General features: G+C 57.5%; 14 protein-coding genes. 6 read left to right on the top strand and 8 right to left on the bottom strand.

Going from position 1 to position 15,154, the window contains the following annotated elements:
- The first annotated feature begins 6 nt into the window (after window positions 1–6).
- Genes B059_RS0114630 through B059_RS0114615 form a run of 4 tightly spaced genes read left to right on the top strand, consistent with a single transcriptional unit; the run spans window position 7 to window position 5,788 of the window.
- Complete coding sequence (locus tag B059_RS0114630) at window positions 7–459, top strand: hypothetical protein (protein WP_018079000.1); 453 nt, start codon at window positions 7–9, stop codon at window positions 457–459.
- Window positions 456–1,271 (top strand): conjugal transfer protein TraF, encoded by an 816-nt coding sequence (locus tag B059_RS19225; RefSeq protein ID WP_157273723.1) that lies wholly within the window; start codon window positions 456–458, stop codon window positions 1,269–1,271. Before B059_RS0114630 ends, B059_RS19225 begins: the two co-directional genes overlap by 4 nt.
- Window positions 1,272–1,285: 14 nt before the next feature.
- A complete protein-coding gene (locus B059_RS0114620; RefSeq protein WP_018078998.1) occupies window positions 1,286–2,755 on the top strand; it encodes a conjugal transfer protein TraH in 1,470 nt (489 codons plus the stop codon).
- Between the two features lie 6 nt (window positions 2,756–2,761).
- Complete coding sequence (locus B059_RS0114615; RefSeq protein WP_018078997.1) at window positions 2,762–5,788, top strand: conjugal transfer protein TraG N-terminal domain-containing protein; 3,027 nt, start codon at window positions 2,762–2,764, stop codon at window positions 5,786–5,788.
- 18 nt (window positions 5,789–5,806) lie between these two features.
- Here B059_RS0114615 and B059_RS0114610 read toward each other — a convergent pair whose 3' ends face one another.
- The 7 genes from B059_RS0114610 to B059_RS19215 all read right to left on the bottom strand — a co-directional run bounded on the left by B059_RS0114610 (window position 5,807) and on the right by B059_RS19215 (window position 12,910).
- On the bottom strand, window positions 5,807–6,319 hold the full coding sequence (locus B059_RS0114610; RefSeq protein ID WP_018078996.1) for a hypothetical protein: 513 nt from the start codon (window positions 6,317–6,319) through the stop codon (window positions 5,807–5,809).
- Window positions 6,320–6,496: 177 nt separating this feature from the next.
- Complete coding sequence (locus B059_RS19220) at window positions 6,497–7,036, bottom strand: type II toxin-antitoxin system VapC family toxin (RefSeq protein ID WP_018078995.1); 540 nt, start codon at window positions 7,034–7,036, stop codon at window positions 6,497–6,499.
- Window positions 7,036–7,290 (bottom strand): type II toxin-antitoxin system Phd/YefM family antitoxin, encoded by a 255-nt coding sequence (locus tag B059_RS0114600; protein ID WP_018078994.1) that lies wholly within the window; start codon window positions 7,288–7,290, stop codon window positions 7,036–7,038. The genes B059_RS19220 and B059_RS0114600 overlap by 1 nt, the downstream gene beginning before the upstream one ends.
- 83 nt (window positions 7,291–7,373) lie before the next feature.
- Window positions 7,374–8,342: a tyrosine recombinase XerC gene (gene xerC / locus B059_RS0114595; RefSeq protein WP_018078993.1), complete on the bottom strand. Its 969-nt coding sequence runs from the start codon at window positions 8,340–8,342 to the stop codon at window positions 7,374–7,376.
- A gap of 256 nt (window positions 8,343–8,598) precedes the next feature.
- Window positions 8,599–11,190, bottom strand: a complete 2,592-nt coding sequence (locus B059_RS0114590; protein ID WP_018078992.1) for an EAL domain-containing protein — start codon at window positions 11,188–11,190, stop codon at window positions 8,599–8,601.
- 11 nt (window positions 11,191–11,201) lie between these two features.
- On the bottom strand, window positions 11,202–11,333 hold the full coding sequence (locus B059_RS21680) for a hypothetical protein (RefSeq protein WP_272867469.1): 132 nt from the start codon (window positions 11,331–11,333) through the stop codon (window positions 11,202–11,204).
- A gap of 338 nt (window positions 11,334–11,671) precedes the next feature.
- Window positions 11,672–12,910 carry an RNA polymerase factor sigma-54 gene (locus tag B059_RS19215; RefSeq protein WP_051068533.1) on the bottom strand — a complete coding sequence of 413 codons (1,239 nt, stop codon included), beginning with the start codon at window positions 12,908–12,910 and terminating at the stop codon, window positions 11,672–11,674.
- Between the two features lie 156 nt (window positions 12,911–13,066).
- On the opposite strand from B059_RS19215, the gene B059_RS21785 reads away from it, so the two are divergent.
- Window positions 13,067–13,252: a DUF4113 domain-containing protein gene (locus B059_RS21785; protein WP_157273722.1), complete on the top strand. Its 186-nt coding sequence runs from the start codon at window positions 13,067–13,069 to the stop codon at window positions 13,250–13,252.
- Between the two features lie 3 nt (window positions 13,253–13,255).
- On the opposite strand, the gene B059_RS0114575 is transcribed toward B059_RS21785, so the two are convergent.
- Window positions 13,256–13,921, bottom strand: coding sequence for an SOS response-associated peptidase (locus tag B059_RS0114575; protein WP_026177556.1), 666 nt, complete (start codon window positions 13,919–13,921; stop codon window positions 13,256–13,258).
- Window positions 13,922–14,231: 310 nt separating this feature from the next.
- On the opposite strand from B059_RS0114575, the gene B059_RS19985 reads away from it, so the two are divergent.
- Window positions 14,232–15,098, top strand: a complete 867-nt coding sequence (locus B059_RS19985) for a helix-turn-helix transcriptional regulator (RefSeq protein WP_157273721.1) — start codon at window positions 14,232–14,234, stop codon at window positions 15,096–15,098.
- Window positions 15,099–15,154 lie beyond the last annotated feature (56 nt).

Genomic DNA, 15,154 nt, shown 5'->3' with positions numbered 1-15,154 from the left:
ATTGGAATGAAAGGCGATTATGAAGTCATCTTTGTCACTAGCCATGCTCAGAACATGAATCGGACAATCGTAATGCTGCTTCTAACTCTTCTTGGATCCAGCCTTGAATCCGTGGCTGCTCCGACGCTACCTGAGACAGCCAATGTGCGAGGCTTGTTACTTGCGGCCATTGACTCAGGGGACGGGACTGCCCAAGCCTGGCTCATCGGTGATATGGCTCAGAAGCTTAAGAACGACACGAAGGCACCTCCGAACACGCGGGTCAAGGCATCCGTAACGACTGTGCAGGTTATCCGGCCCGGCTGTAAGCGGTTGAGGCTGGTGCTCGGCATGCCAGACCACAAAATGAGAACGGTGAATGGCACGATGGAGCCGTTCAGCATGTTCTACGAACTCAATCTATGCAGGGATGGCCAGCCGCCACAGGTCTCGCCTGTCGGGACGGGAGAGGCGCGTTGAAGCGACCGATTGCCCTGCTTGCTGCAGTGGCATTGTTGATAAGCCAGGCAGTGTTTGCTATCGCCGACTCGGGCCCTGCAAGTAAAGGCTGGTGGGACGATACACCGTGGCAAAACCCGGAGCGCGGGTTCAACTGGTATCCGCCGGATGCACCACCGGTGAAGAAGGACAAGAAGGCTGATGCCAAGCCGAAGTCCATCAAGGCAATGACAACGATGGAGGATCTGCAGAAGGAGTTGGCCAGGCTAAAAGACCTGGCAATCATGCAGCCCACCCAAGCGAACGTGCGCAGTTACCTTGAAGCGCAGACCTATGTGATGGACAAGAGTTCGGTCTTCGCCGATACCGCACGCCGCGTGGTATGGGCCACACCATCGGTTGATTACAACAACCGGTCACCGACGGCCACCTTCGCCCAGCTCAACAAGAAGGATATGCGGCGTGAAGCGCAGGAGCAGACTCTGGCCGAGCTGTCGCGAGACTACGGCCTGATGTTTTTCTTCCGATCTGACTGCCCCTACTGCCATCAGCAGGCGCCGGTGTTGCGCCTGCTGGAGCGAAATTATGGCTTGCCCGTGATGGGCGTCAGCATGGATGGTGGAATCCTCCCCCAATTCCCTGATGCCAGGCGCGATAACGGCATCTCGATGACCGTGAGCAATGGCCAGGGCATCCAGATGGTGCCTGCGCTGTTTCTCGTTCACCGGGAAACCCGGCAGGCCGTGCCGATCGGAAGCGGCGCGCTGGCGATTGATGAAATTGTCGAGCGTCTCCGCGTGTTGACCCGCACGCAGCCCGGCCAAGAGTTCTGAACAAGGAGTCCATCATGAAAATCAGCACACGTCTGAAGCCCGTCACTCTCATGCTGGCCCTGAGCCTGGGACTGGCCGTTCCTGCCACGACCTCGATCGCGGCCGGGTCGGACTGGATGAACGACTACTTCAATTCAGCAGGGGCGGCGATGAATGTCACGCCTTCCGCTGTGTATGAGTCGCAGGGACAAACGACGATGGCGCTGGGGGGCTTCTCTTACCGCGCGCCTCAGCGCGCCACCAATCTCTTCAGTTTCTCCCCGCCAGGCTACAAAGCGGGCTGTGGCGGGATCGACGCCTGGCTCGGAGCCTATGGCTTCGTCAACATGGATGCGTTCGTTAATGCGCTGAGAAACATCGGGCAGAACGCCGTGGGCTACTTCTTCCAACTTGCTCTCAAAACCATGGCACCCGAGATTGATGGACTGCTGACCGATCTCTCAAAGACGATGAATCAGCTCAACCAGTTCCAGATTGGCAGTTGCCAGGCGATCAAACAGTATGTCGGTACCACGCCGGATACCCGGAACATGGATATGGAGCAGCGTGCCCAGGTCTTCGGCTCGGCCCTCACCGGCTCCTATGGATCGTTCTTCAATGCCAAGGAAGATACTCAAACCAGTCCAGCGAATACGAAAGCCGCCTACGACGCGGCATGCACCGTGAATGCCGCGCTTTGCCTGGACAGCGCGGGGAAACCGGTACTGAAATCGGATTTCAACCTCGTTTACGACGCCCTTGAACGTGCGGGCGGGTATTCCAATGAAGAAATCGAACTGTACATTTCGCTCTTCGGGACTATCACCTTTATCAGGAATAGCAGCGACATCGCCAGCGGCTTCACCACGGAATATTTCAAGCCAACCATCACGTGGGAGGATTTTCTGGGGCCGTTGTCCGGCACGCACACCATGAGGGTCCGTGAGTGCCCGTCCGGTTCCGATTGTCTTCCCTATGCCTCGGCAACGGACGAAGGAACACCGCGTACAACCGTGGGGATGACGGCAATCGTGTATGAGCAGCTGAATAAGCTGAAGGATGCCATTGTCACCAGAACAGCGCTGACGGACCCGAAAGCGTTACAGGTGATCGCCATGACCAGCACGCCGATTTATCAGATGATCGCCCAGTCCATCCACAGCGGCCGTGGCTCGACGATTGTTGCCGATCGCATCATTGATGGCTTCTCGGAAGCGATCGCTACTGAAATCGCATTCCGCCAAATGCAGGACATCAGCCGCGAGGTCGATGATGCGCTCAACAAGACCAAAACAGTTTCGGTTAAGGCCGATGTCAAGGCGATAGACGACTTCCAGGGGAAACTGGCCGAAATCAAGAACACGGCCATCAAGATCTACGGTCTCAAGCAGGAAGACATCTCCAAGAAGATGGGCAATGTAGCGATGATGATGGACTTCCAGCGTCAGATGTACACCAGCCTTGGCCCGCGCCTGACCTCCAATATCGAATTCGGCAGCCGCTGATCAGGCATGGATACGATCTACGCCTATTGGGACGCCCAGCAGATCAAGTACGTGCTCGACGCTGTAGCGATGCTCACCTCGATGAGCGACTACACCGGCTTGATGAAAGTCTTCGCGATATTCGGGTTGTTCGTTGCCGTCGCCACGACGTTCGTGAAGGCACGCGGCGAGGATGCAGCAATCTATATGCTGATGCTGGCCATCTGGTATGTGGGCCTCTTCTTGCCCAAGAAAGACGTGGTTGTGGTCGACGTGGCTGGTGGTTCCGGTACGTATACAGTGGCCAACGTCCCTCTGGGGCTCGCGGTTTTTGCCAGTGCGGAAAGCCACATCGGCTATTGGCTCACCAAAGTCAGCGAAACGGTATTTGCGCTTCCTGGCGATATTTCCTTTGAGAAGACCGGCTTCATGTTCGGATCGCGTGCCATCAAGGATAGACAGAGCGTGCGCTTCTACGATCCCAATCTGGTCAGCTCCCTGACCAACCTGACCAAGGATTGTGTTTATCCGGAACTGAACAACAACGGGCCTTTTTTCGATCAGATCATGAAGTCTGGCGACATCTGGGCAGACATCGCCCCCCAGATGAACCCCGGACTGCTGGTTCAGGTTTATGACAACGCTGCAGGCGTCTACAAGGTCGTCGGCTGTGATCAGGCCTGGTCTTACATTGATGCCCAGATCAACCCGCATGTTTCAAATGACATCCTGCCCCGCCTGGGTAGGATGCTCAACCCGAGCTCGCCCACCTCTGCAGCTGCCTCCGCACTGGTGGCCGCTCAATTACCTGCCGTAGACAACTTTATTTTCGGGGTGAGTCAAACCGCGCAGGAATCCATCAAGCAGGCGGCGATGATCAACCTGATCGCGGACTCGACGGTTTTCGTGCCACAGATGATCGGTGATACGACATCGGCGCAGGTCGCGCTATCGACGGCGATGGCATCCGCCAGCGCAAACAGCAGCTATCGGACCATGGCCAAGATCGCCGAGTCGTCCATGCCCCTGATCCGAAACGCCATCCATATCGTGATTCTGGCGCTGTTTCCCATCGTCATGCTCCTGATCATTGTGGCTGGATCAAAGGGTGGCCTGGTTCTCAAAACCTATCTCATGGCCTTGTTATGGATCAACCTCTGGGCGCCGGTTTACGCAGCGCTGAATTTCTTCACGAGCTGGTACGCGACGCTCGGTGCCAAGGCTGCCGTCGACGGGATGAATCCCCTCTCCTACGCAAGCCATCAGGCGTTGATGCACTCCATGATTTCCGATCAGGGGGTTGCCGGTATTCTCACGCTCTCAGTACCGGTCATCGCCTACATGCTGACCAATGTCAGCGCGGCATCTTTCACCAGCGTCATATCAGGCGTCATGAGCCCGGCAAATTCCTCAGCTCAGGCCGCCGGTGCGCAGGTCGGCACCGGGAATATCAGCGCTGGCAACACCCAATGGGGCAATGTCACCATGGGGAACTGGAGCGCGAACAATAGAAGTGCGGATCAATGGAATACCGCGCCGATGAACCGGCATGGTGCCGCGATCGACCAGGCTGTTGGAGCGGACGGTACGGTGATGTCGTCCTATGGAAATGGAACATCAACCGCAGCGCAACCTATGAATGCCCTGAGGGTGGGGGCTTCTGTCACAGCCGGTCAGAACGCCGGTCTGCTCAAGCAAGCCGGTAAACACGCATCGGCCGGGCAAGCCCATACCATCGCTGCAGGGAAGGCGGAAGAAAGCATTCTGTCAAAAGCCCGTGCCCATCTGTCGTCGCTCGCCACCACCAACCAGAGTGGCTTTGGCGGCAGATCGAGCTCGGGAGGGGATTTCACGGGATCATTTGGTACGTCTGCAAGTTCAGGAGATGAATCAGGGAGCGACGCCAGTTATACGACCAAAAATCAAGCTTCGCAGAAAGGTTCGGTACGGGCTAACGCCGGTGGCGATATTGCTCTTGGTGGCAACCAGACCGTGACACCGGCAACCATCAAGGATTCGGCTTCCAGCGACGGGGGGGGTATCCAGTCGCGGGATTCGAGAAACGGGAAAGCGGCAGTCACAGGCAGCCTAAAAGGTGGAATTGATATTGCACAGGAATATGCGGCCGGGATCCAGAAGCAAAGCCGCACTGGTGAGAAAAGCGCGGTACTGGGCAATGCCGATGCAAGGCAGGCATTCTTCGATCGGCTGGAGAAAGACCGCGATTTCCGGCATTCGGTGCTTGGCCAGGATGCGGACAGCCAAACTACAGGTGCGACACTTAGCATCCGGCGCACGCACCTCGACCAGGCGCAAGCTGAATTTCGCCAGGCTGAAGACCTCACCCAACAAGCCAATCAGAGCTCATCCCGCGGAGTGGGCGTCAGTTACGATCCGCTCAAGGATCCGGGAAATACGAATGCCGCGTTGGCATTGGTCGAAGCCGTCGAAGCCGCGCCAGCTGGACAGCGCGACCAAGTGGCGCTCAATGGCCTGAAGACCATAGGATACGATCAGGGCGGCCAATTGCCATCTGCTTATCAGGATGGCACAGCGGTGCGTTCCACTCCAGAGGAAGTCCAGGCGCTGGCACAAGCCATGATGGACGATCCGGCTTTGGCAAATCAGATACGCGCCCTGCATGCGGGCCATCTCAGGGATGTGCCCAATTCAGGCGCGCCAGTAGGCGCCGGATCCGCAGCCGCCAACTCCAACAGCGATCTGCCGGGCAAAGCCCAGGACTATCACGACCAAGGCAAGGAGAAGCAGCAAATGGCGATGGACTACCACGAGGCGAAACAGGAATCAGGCGAGTTGCGCTACCAGGGGGAGGCAGGCGATGCCGCGCCCCAATCGCATAGTGTGGCGATCTACAACAAGCTCATGAATACAGCGGAGGACGCCGCCACCGCCGACATGAGGCTCTCGCTGCAGCAAGCGCTTCCAAATGAAATCGCGGGAATCAAGGTGCCAAGAGCAAAACCTACCCTGGAGCAGTTCCAGGAAAAGGTCGGCTACCGGCCTGATGGGGCAAAGAAAGAACCGAAAGAATAGGGCTGGGCGATGAACCCTTCAGTCATCGTCATACATGGGGAATCCATTTGTGGAGTATCCATAACCATATGGGCCACCCACACTTGATATGCCATTTGGATAAATTTCATCCTCCTCCATCGCCCCGTCAGCAGGCCAGTCCCGCTTCTCATCGATCAGACCGAAGGTATTTGCAGCAGCGTAGACGACGAGTGCGAGCAGACCGCCGATGGCCGGGCCGACAGTCAGCGCGATCGCGGCAACTTGCGCCAGGCTGGCGGGCGTAATGCTCGCCAGCCCGAATACCTGGGGAGCCATCAACCAGGCAAATCCGATGATCGGTGCCAGGAAGGTCAGCAGCAGAGCCAGGGCGGTTTTGCGGTTGCGTTTCCAGTTGAAGTCATGCAGAGCGTAGCCCAGGCCTAAACCTACAAAGCCGAAGAAGGCCGCACTTTCAGCGATGCCTTTGTCCATGCCAAAACCGGCACCGGCAAGCATGCCCAGCGCCGCTCCCCCAAGCGGGAACAGAATTCGGCGGGTTTGAGTTTTCATGTTTTTCTCCTTTTTCCTGCTCTCCTGCGATGTTACTCAGGAGGGCATACCACCCTCCCCATCTAACGCATCATCTGCTCGCGGATGCGTTGCGGCACGAGTTGTCGTGGCTTCTGATACCTTTGCACACGCAGCAGCGAGAAAAGTCACGATTATGATTTTATCTACTTTCACAAACTACTTTTTTCTCTCGTCAGTCAGTCGGGTTCTGACCCGGCGCGCTTTTCCTTGAGGGCCCGCCTTCCGAATCTCGGTCAACCGTTTCTCGGTCAGTTCACCATCATTCGCCTCATAGGCGGTAATGGTCCACGGATTCAAAACCGGTACGCCGGTTGACTCAAAGTCGGCCACGTTTCGTGTTACGACGGTCATGCCATGTACCAGCGCCGTTGCTGCTATCAGGCAATCCCTGACTGGACGCGGGTCTGGTACATGAAGCCTCGCACTACACAGCGCAACCGCTGTATCGATGGGCAAGATACGACCTGAGAAAGCTGGCATGACGTGGCTACCCAGCCATGCCCGGAAAACTTCACCTTGCGCCGCATCCCGCCGCTCTGCAAGCAACACACCGATCTCCAGTTCCTGGATCGTGATCACTGACAGATAAAGATCTACGGCTTCGACACTATCGGCCCATCTGGCAACGTGCGCATCGGCCTTACCAAGGCGAATTTTGCGAAGTTCCGATACCACATTGGTATCGAGGAGGAACATCAGGCGAGTTCCGCTGGCCGAGCGATATCCCGCAGTTGCGGAATCTCGAATTCAACGTCCTCGATACCCGGCATCGCCAGCAGATCGGCAATCTTCTGATGGCCACCCGTTATCCGCTGGTACTCCTCAATGCACAGCAGCACATGCGCAGGTTTGCCGCGATCCGTGATGAATACTGGGCCATGCTTCGCAGCCTTCTTGGCCCGGCTAGCATCCTGGTTAAACTCGCGGCTCGATAGGGTCGTGATGGACATGGTGTCACCTCAAAGCAAACATTATGTAGAAATGTTACTACTTTAATTTATTTTTGCAATTGCTGTGGCGAATGACTATATGGCTAGGAATTCTCGGTGTCGCCCACTGGTTTGCTGCGTCTGGCCCTGGGGTGAGCCGAGTCATATACCTTCGCCAAGTGTTGCCAGTCCAAGTGGGTATAGATCTGGGTGGTGGTGATGTTGGCGTGGCCGAGCATCTCCTGAACCGCCCGGAGATCACCTGACGATTGAAGCATATGGCTGGCAAAGGCGTGGCGGAGCATGTGCGGGTGTACCGATTGCCCCAGCCCGGACTGCGAGACCCAGTGATCGAGGCGCATCTGTACGCTTCGCACCGAAAGGCGTCTCCCCCAGCTGCTGAGGAACAATGCCGGAGTATCGTTCCCGCCAAGGAGTGTCTGGCGCCAGCTCAACCAGGTCTTGATCGCTTTACACGCTTGCCTGCCTACCGGCACCACGCGCGTTTTGCTGCCCTTGCCGGTAACCCGCGCCTCTCCTGCTTTCAGATCAATATCGATGAAATCCATGCCCGTCAGCTCGGACACTCGCAAGCCTGAGGAATAAAGCAGTTCGAACATGGCGTGGTCACGTGCCAGCAAGACATTCGAGTCAATATCCTGTTCCTTCTTGCCATCGAGGAGTTGGGCGCAACTATCGGGTGAAAGCGTCTTGGGAAGGGCCCGCTTTACCTTCGGACCTTTTTGCCCGACACACGGGTTGTTCAGGTACCCGAATCTCTGGATGGCGTATGAATAGAATCCTCGCCAGCTTGATATATGTCTTGCCACGCTCGCCGGCGACAGACTTTTCTTCCTGAGCTTGACGATCGCGTCCCGCACATCGGATGCCACTGCGTCAGCCAGTGCTTTCCCGCATTCTTCAGTCGCCTGGAGCAAAAAAAGAAGGTCCCGCTGGTAACTTTCAAGCGTGTTCGGAGAAAGCCGCCTCTCGGCCGCGAGGTGTTGCAGGTAGGCCGCAACATGCTGCCGGGAAAGCGTCGTGGCTTCCTTATTGTCCGTGTCGGACATCATCAAGTCTCATGGTCTCAGTTTCTCAACCGGGCGGGGATGTCTCCGCCCGGGTACTACCGCTTACCCAAAGATCCAGACCGCGATCATGAAGATCGCCAATCCGTGCCATCAGGCCAATATACCTAACATCTCCCTACACCATAAAGCGCAATTTGGAGATGAACTTGTATCAATGCATAGTATTTATTTTTAATACGATATAAACATACCGCATGTGCTTCCGCGCGACCAGGTCAAGTGGTTTGATGCCCACGGCTCAAGCCGGATTGAAATTTCCGGTGCTGCGTAAAAATGGGGAGATGTCCTCCGCCGGCAGCGGCTTGCTAAAAAAATAGCCTTGCATGGCATCGCAGTCCCGCTCAAGCAGGAAGTCGAACTGTTCCTGCGTTTCCACCCCTTCGGCCACGACCTTGAGGCGCAGGCTGTGAGCCATGGCAATGATGGCGGTCACGATCGCCGCGTCGTCCGGGTCGGTCGTAATATCCCCTACGAAGGATTTGTCGATTTTGATGGTGTCGATGGGCAGGCGTTTGAGATAGCTCAACGAGGAATAGCCGGTTCCGAAATCGTCGATGAAGATGCGCATGCCCTTTGCGCTCAATGCTTGCAGGGTCATGGCCGCCGTCGAGAGGTTCTGCATCAGGATGCTTTCGGTAATCTCCAGTTCCAGGCAGGACGGATCCACCCCCGTTTCCTCCAGCACCCGCTCGATGGTTTCAACCAGGTCGTGAATTCCGGTTGCTTCACCGCTAGCCGAACGGTGCCTGAACTGACGCGCCGACAGGTTTACCGCCACTGGCAGCGGGGGCACGCCTTCCCCTTGCCAGGCCTTGATCTGCAGGCACGCTGTCCGCAAGACCCATTCGCCGATCGGGATAATCAGGCCGGTTTCCTCCGCCAGGGGAATAAACTGGTCGGGCGGGATTATGCCCCTGACCGGATGCGCCCAGCGCAGCAATGCCTCCAGCCCGATCACGGCACCGCTCGCGAGATTCACCTTGGGCTGGTAGTCAAGCTGCAATTCGCCACGCTCCACGGCGCGGCGCAGGCTGTTCTCCAGCGTGAGCCGCTCCGACGGCAGGTTTTCCAGATCGGGCCGGTAGAACTGATACCCTTGGCCTTGCTCCTTGGCCTGGTACATGGCATTGTCGGCGCACCGGATAAGGTTGCCCGCATCGATGGCGTCCGAAGGATAGAAGGCGATGCCAATGCTGGCGGAGACGAAGACTTCATGCGTTTCCAGTTGAAAGGTATGAGCAAAGGTATCCATGATTTTCTGGGCGACGAGCGCGGCATCCTGTGTCCCGGAAAGCCCTTGCAGCAGCACCACGAATTCGTCACCCCCCAGCCTGGCCAGTATGTCGCCCTTGCGGAAGCAACCGGCGAGCCGTTCGGCCACCATCAGCAGCAGCTTGTCACCCAGCGCATGACCAAAGGTATCGTTGATCAACTTGAACCGGTCCAGGTCGAGAAACAGCACCGCCAACTGCGCCCCGTCCAGCGCCGCCTCGTCCAGGCTGATGCCAAGGCGCTCCCTGAAGAATTTTCGGTTGGGCAGATTGGTGAGCGGGTCATGGTTGGCCAAGTGCACCAATTGGCGCTCAAACTGCTTGCGCTCGGTCAGGTCGCGCAGCACGTAGGTGATGAAACGCCCCGTGGACCCTTCGAACACGCTGCTGGATCCCTCCACCATGAAAACCGTGCCGTCCTGGCGCAGCCCCTGGGTTTCCCACACCTGGGCATGCTGCAATCCTTCATCCAGTTGGCAGGACAGCGGTTCCGGCAGCACCGTCCCGATCGGCCGTTCCAGCGCCTGGTTGCGGCGATAGCCGAACATGCGCTCCGCCGCCCGGTTGAAATAGGCGATTTCCCCCTGGGGATCGGTCATGATGATCCCGTCGTGGGCGGTTTCCGCCAAATCCCGGAAACGGCGTTCGGATTCCAGCGCGGCTGCGCGCAACGCTTCCTCCTCGGTAAGATCCTCCACGATCAAAAGAAGCCGAGCTTCTTCTTCTTCTTCTTCTTCTTCCGCAAGCCGGATTCCAGTCAGCGTCACGCGCACCGGTTTGCGCTCGTCGCCGCCCGCCTGCCCCATGGCGAAAAGCACGTCATGCTGGGCGACGCCGGTGGCCAGAACTTCCAGCGCCCGTCCCCGCAAGCCGTCGGCCGCGAGCACTTCCATCAGGTAGCGGCCGTGCACGGCCTTCTCGGTGAGTTCGAACCGTTCCAGAAAAACCCGATTGGCGGACAAAACGGTGAGATTGGGCGAGAGCACCAGCAGTCCGTCGGGAATACTTGTGAATACGATGTTGGCATACTCTTTTAACGCAAGGATCGTTTGCTGGTCGGCCTGGATATAGGTGTCGATGGCGAGTCCCATGTCCAGCAGAACGATCTTGATCAGCGCCTGGCAGGTGGCGACAAACGCCTCGGGGTCTTTTCCGAGCCGCTGCCAGAGTTCGGGAAGCAACCCCGACAGGTACTTGCTGTAGGCGCCCAGATACCATTCCGGCGCCAGGCCGACGCGCTGGTGTACTACGCCGACGCGTAGGCGGTGGAGGATGTAATCCGGCCCGTAGTCGCCCGCGGTGAGGCTGTCGAAGTATGCCGCCTGGGTGCGCTTCAAACGTTCGAGCGTTTGCGCGCCGGGCAACAACGCCCGTGTTTCCTCGAAGGCCAGGAGATGGGTGTAAAAGGCATTGGCGAAATCCGGCGCGAGGGTTCGCAGGGCTTCGTGCAGCGTTCGCAACCGCGCGACGTCGTCATCGGTGAATTCCAGAAAGGCCTTGCGCCGGACGACGGCAGCATCGTCCAGTCCAAGCGTGCGCACCACGGCCTCGACGGCCATATCCAGAGGCTTCATGTTTCCGGACCTCGCAGCAAGCCAGGAAAGGGAGATGAAATCACTGTCAAGCTTGCTTGCTTGCTTGCTTGCTTGCGCAAGATTTCTTCCATATCACGCCACTGAACCTTATGGTTGTTCTTGTTCATTTCTTAAGTGCCCGAAATCGGTTCGGGTAGTGCTGGATTTGGATGCATGATATATCGATATATCGACGGGCTGCGCGCTTCCTTATAACGGCCATGGCGATAGCGCCGTACCGAATAGTGATCATCGCTCTCGCCATGACCGTACCCACCCTGGCCTTTATGCCCTTCAGAGTGCTCCGCGCGCGGAAGGTTATCGTGTGGCTGCGCGAGGTTCACAGGGAGCACAGAAAACAATCAATATGTTTCGTGAACAAACCGCTTTACCGCGGATGCAAGTATTCACACGTACGGCTTTGATCATCCCCCATGAACCTCGTGGTTAACTGCTTTATATCGTTTTAAGGACTCATGCGGTTACATGGCGGCGGCTCGCCGAACGTCTCGCAAAACACCCGGTACAACTCACGCTCCACCCAACGCCAGCCTTCGTTCACCAGGCGAAACCGCACCCGCGCGGCGCCGTCGGCCACGTGACGATACAGCAGCGCATTATCGCTGCTGCCTCGCAGGTGGTCGCCGAGGCGCTTGCGCAAATCACCGGCCGATCCGATATAGACCACGCCATGCGGCACGACCGGCACACTTTTCCCCGGCCAGTTCTTTTCTTCACCACTGAGGCGGAAAGTGAAAAGCGTCCTGATCTCATACACGCCGGAATGAGCCGGAACCGCAGTCCGCAGTGCTTGAGCGGTCAGCGGCACCAGAGCGGAAAACCCCTCGGTCGCGGCCAGGTAATCCGTGCGCTGGCTGCGGTGCTTGTAATCGGGAATCGCCAAGTCATGCCGAATATTGGCCACTGTACGACGCGACAACCGGATGCCATGTTCCCGCTTGAGGATAGCGGCGATAGCCTCGTCTGTCAGCGGCCCCCGAATTAACCCTTCTTCTACAAATGTTTTTTCTGTTTTTATCAGATGATCCACGAAATGACAATGAACTTGCCGCGGTTTCGGGAACAGGGTGCTTAACGGCACCGCTTTCCCGTTTGCCAGCGCAATCGACAATCCACGCACCAGCCGGGAGATCCGGCCAGGATCCGCCACCACGGAAAGATTCGACTCCGACCGCAGCCGGCTGGAAGTCTCCGCCTGGGTCAGGGCGATGAGCGACAAGGCTTGCCCGGAGCGCAGATACGCCGCTTGTGATACCAGCACCGCCTGTATCAGTGCATGGGTGAGCCGGTTCCGGGTATTGATGAGGCGTAGCCTATGTAACGTCCCTGTGAAATCTCTGGGGGTTTCCTCGCGTGCCATCAGGCGGTTCATCCCCTCTTCGTCGAACCGGTACTCACGCGCATAACTGTTGCGATGGTAAAGGAACATCAGGTTCTGGCCCGCCTCGTGAATTTCTCCCAGGATCGGGGATGCTTTGGCTTGGGGTATGCCGGCCGCATCATGCACCACCCGTGCATCTTCCAGTCGCCCGACGGTGACCCAAGGGCGCAGTGCGTTAAACCCGATGGATGACTCCGTCTGGGTCACGAGGCGGTCGAAAGCCCGCAGCGGCAACTCCAGAAAACGGGCGAGCATGATTTTGCCGAGCAGTGCGGCGTCGATATTGTTATTGTGGTGCTGCAAGCGCTGTCCCGCCGACAAAATGTTTGAGGTTCTTCTTCTGCTAAGCCTGCGGAGAGACGGGATGATCGATGACTCGGGAGTGTTTGTCTACGGGGGGTTCCGGGACCCAGCAAAGCTGGATTCAAGAATATTCTTTTCAATGCGGGAGCTTAGCCGGTGCGTCGACCGTTCCCCGTCTTTCAACGGGGGCTGCCAAGGCTGCTCGATGACATAAATGACCGGATGGGGCGTGATTCTGTTCGCCTGGCGGTAGCGAATCAATCCAGACCTTGGGCAATGAAACGAGGGAATGTCTCGCCAGCGTATACCAGCTCATGGAAGCAGGTGGCGATCGTCCGGTAATCTCTACTCGGTCGTCGCAAGGGGCTCGATCAAATCGGCGCCTTCCTCGGCCGAACGGCTGACACGCTTGCTTACTGGCCAAGCCTGCATCGCTTCAGCCCGGAAGGGTTTTACAAGTGCGAAGGCATCCACCGGTGGAGCGGACAACCAAGCCTCGTACTGCACGGGAGCAATGATCACCGGCATCCGGTCGTGAACTGGCACCATGATTTCGTTCGCCCCTGTCGTGATGAGGCAGCACGTCCGAAAAATGTCGCCGTCAGGCGCACGCCATGACTCCCAGATGGCACCGAACGCGAAGGCCTCGCCAGCGCGCATACCGAAATAATACGGCTGTTTGCTGCGGCCTTCAGTTTTCCATTCATAGAAGCCATCGGCGGGCACGAGACAGCGCCGGCGCTTGAAGGCGTCACGGAGGGGCTTGTCGGCCACAGTTTCGCCTCTGGCGTTGCTTAGGCGGGCGCCAATGGCTGGATCCTTGGCCCAATGTGGAACTAACCCCCAGCGCAGCAGGTGTAGCACACGCTTGCCTTCCGGTGATTGGCGTATAACCGGGATGTCCGTGCCGGGCGAAATGTTGTAGCGAGCTGGGAAATCCTCGGACTCGTCAAGACCGAACCTAGCAACCAGCTCGCTGGCGGGAGTCTTGAGCGCATAACGTCCACACATGCAATAAACCTCAGTGAGGGGCTCGTATCTGCCCGTCCAGTATTCTATCCACACAACACCAGTTCATGAGCTGCAAGCTGCTCTATCTGCTCGGGCAATCGATACATTCCTGACCTACCACCCATAGCGCGCCTCATGAAGCGCTGCGTAACCGGGTCTTCCAAGATTTCGTGCCAAGAGACTCCTTTGGCGGATGAAGAGCCTGTCGTCACACAGTTCCGGCTACGTGTAGACCACTTCACGACATCACGCAAAATAAGTGTTATAAGAATATATATGTTATATTTTTCCATAACATATGGACAAGCACATGGACCAGCGGAACGACAGCCCACAGCAACGCCTCTCTTTACTTGAACTGCTTTTGATTTGGGAAGGACGCATCTACCGTTCGCGGGTATGCGAACTATTCGGCATCGGTCTTCCCCGGTCTAGCCAGTGGATCAAGGAAATCCGCGATCTGAATCCCACCTGGATGCAGTGGGACAGCAAATCCAGAAGCTATAACGCAACGGCTGATTGCTACAAGCGGTTCGCCAAATCCAAGGCTTCTCAGGCCGAAATTTCTGAATCGCTCTCAAAATACCTGTCCATGGTCGGCCTTCCGTATGCATCGGCCATGAACGAAGGTGAGGGAGTGATGTGGTCCGCCGTACCGAGCATCACTGCCCCGTCGCCCAGGATTTTCTCCTGTCTCGGGACCGCGATCCGACAGTCCAAGGCCGTCGACATCGAGTACATGTCCCTGAGCGAGCCCGCTCCACATCGCCGCGTGATTTACCCGCACAGCCTGGTTCTCGCCGGCCGTCGCTGGCATGTGCGCGCCTACAGCGAGCCCCATCAGGAATTCCGGGATTACGCGCTGGGGCGAATCATCGAGGTGAAACCTCTGGCCCAGATTTCCAATCGCAACCGCTATGACGACCTTGCCTGGAACACCAAAGTCACAGTACGCCTGGTCGCTCACCCGGAGTTGTCGCCCGAACAGGCGAGGGTGATTCAGGCCGAATACTTCAGAGGGACCGCGAGCCGTGTGGAAACGTGCCGGGCGGCGCTGGTCCCCTACTTCATCCAGGACGTCCGCGCGGCGATGGACACGCAAACCCAGCATGCCCCCGATTACCTGATCGCCGTTGAGAACGCACGGGAGGTGTCCAAGTGGCTGTTCAACCGCTAGGGACCGGCGGCGCTGCCGTCTCTCTTCTGTTCAGAAAGCTGGCTTCAACAAGAGAG

Source organism: Thiobacillus denitrificans DSM 12475 (assembly GCF_000376425.1).
In the GTDB taxonomy this organism is placed as follows: domain Bacteria; phylum Pseudomonadota; class Gammaproteobacteria; order Burkholderiales; family Thiobacillaceae; genus Thiobacillus; species Thiobacillus denitrificans.
Note: the sequence above shows the minus strand (reverse complement) of the source record. Positions and strands in the feature narration are given on the sequence as shown.

What these genes read in the sequence shown, in the direction of transcription:
- B059_RS0114630 (WP_018079000.1), top strand. Translation starts at nt 7, where the DNA reads ATGAAAGGCGATTATGAAGTCATCTTTGTCACTAGCCATGCTCAGAAC.
- B059_RS0114620 (WP_018078998.1), top strand. Translation starts at nt 1,286, where the DNA reads ATGAAAATCAGCACACGTCTGAAGCCCGTCACTCTCATGCTGGCCCTG.
- B059_RS0114615 (WP_018078997.1), top strand. Translation starts at nt 2,762, where the DNA reads ATGGATACGATCTACGCCTATTGGGACGCCCAGCAGATCAAGTACGTG.
- B059_RS0114610 (WP_018078996.1), bottom strand. Translation starts at nt 6,319, where the DNA reads ATGAAAACTCAAACCCGCCGAATTCTGTTCCCGCTTGGGGGAGCGGCG.
- B059_RS19220 (WP_018078995.1), bottom strand. Translation starts at nt 7,036, where the DNA reads ATGTTCCTCCTCGATACCAATGTGGTATCGGAACTTCGCAAAATTCGC.
- B059_RS0114600 (WP_018078994.1), bottom strand. Translation starts at nt 7,290, where the DNA reads ATGTCCATCACGACCCTATCGAGCCGCGAGTTTAACCAGGATGCTAGC.
- xerC (WP_018078993.1), bottom strand. Translation starts at nt 8,342, where the DNA reads ATGATGTCCGACACGGACAATAAGGAAGCCACGACGCTTTCCCGGCAG.
- B059_RS0114590 (WP_018078992.1), bottom strand. Translation starts at nt 11,190, where the DNA reads ATGGCCGTCGAGGCCGTGGTGCGCACGCTTGGACTGGACGATGCTGCC.
- B059_RS21680 (WP_272867469.1), bottom strand. Translation starts at nt 11,333, where the DNA reads ATGAACAAGAACAACCATAAGGTTCAGTGGCGTGATATGGAAGAAATC.
- B059_RS0114575 (WP_026177556.1), bottom strand. Translation starts at nt 13,921, where the DNA reads ATGTGTGGACGTTATGCGCTCAAGACTCCCGCCAGCGAGCTGGTTGCT.
- B059_RS19985 (WP_157273721.1), top strand. Translation starts at nt 14,232, where the DNA reads ATGGACCAGCGGAACGACAGCCCACAGCAACGCCTCTCTTTACTTGAA.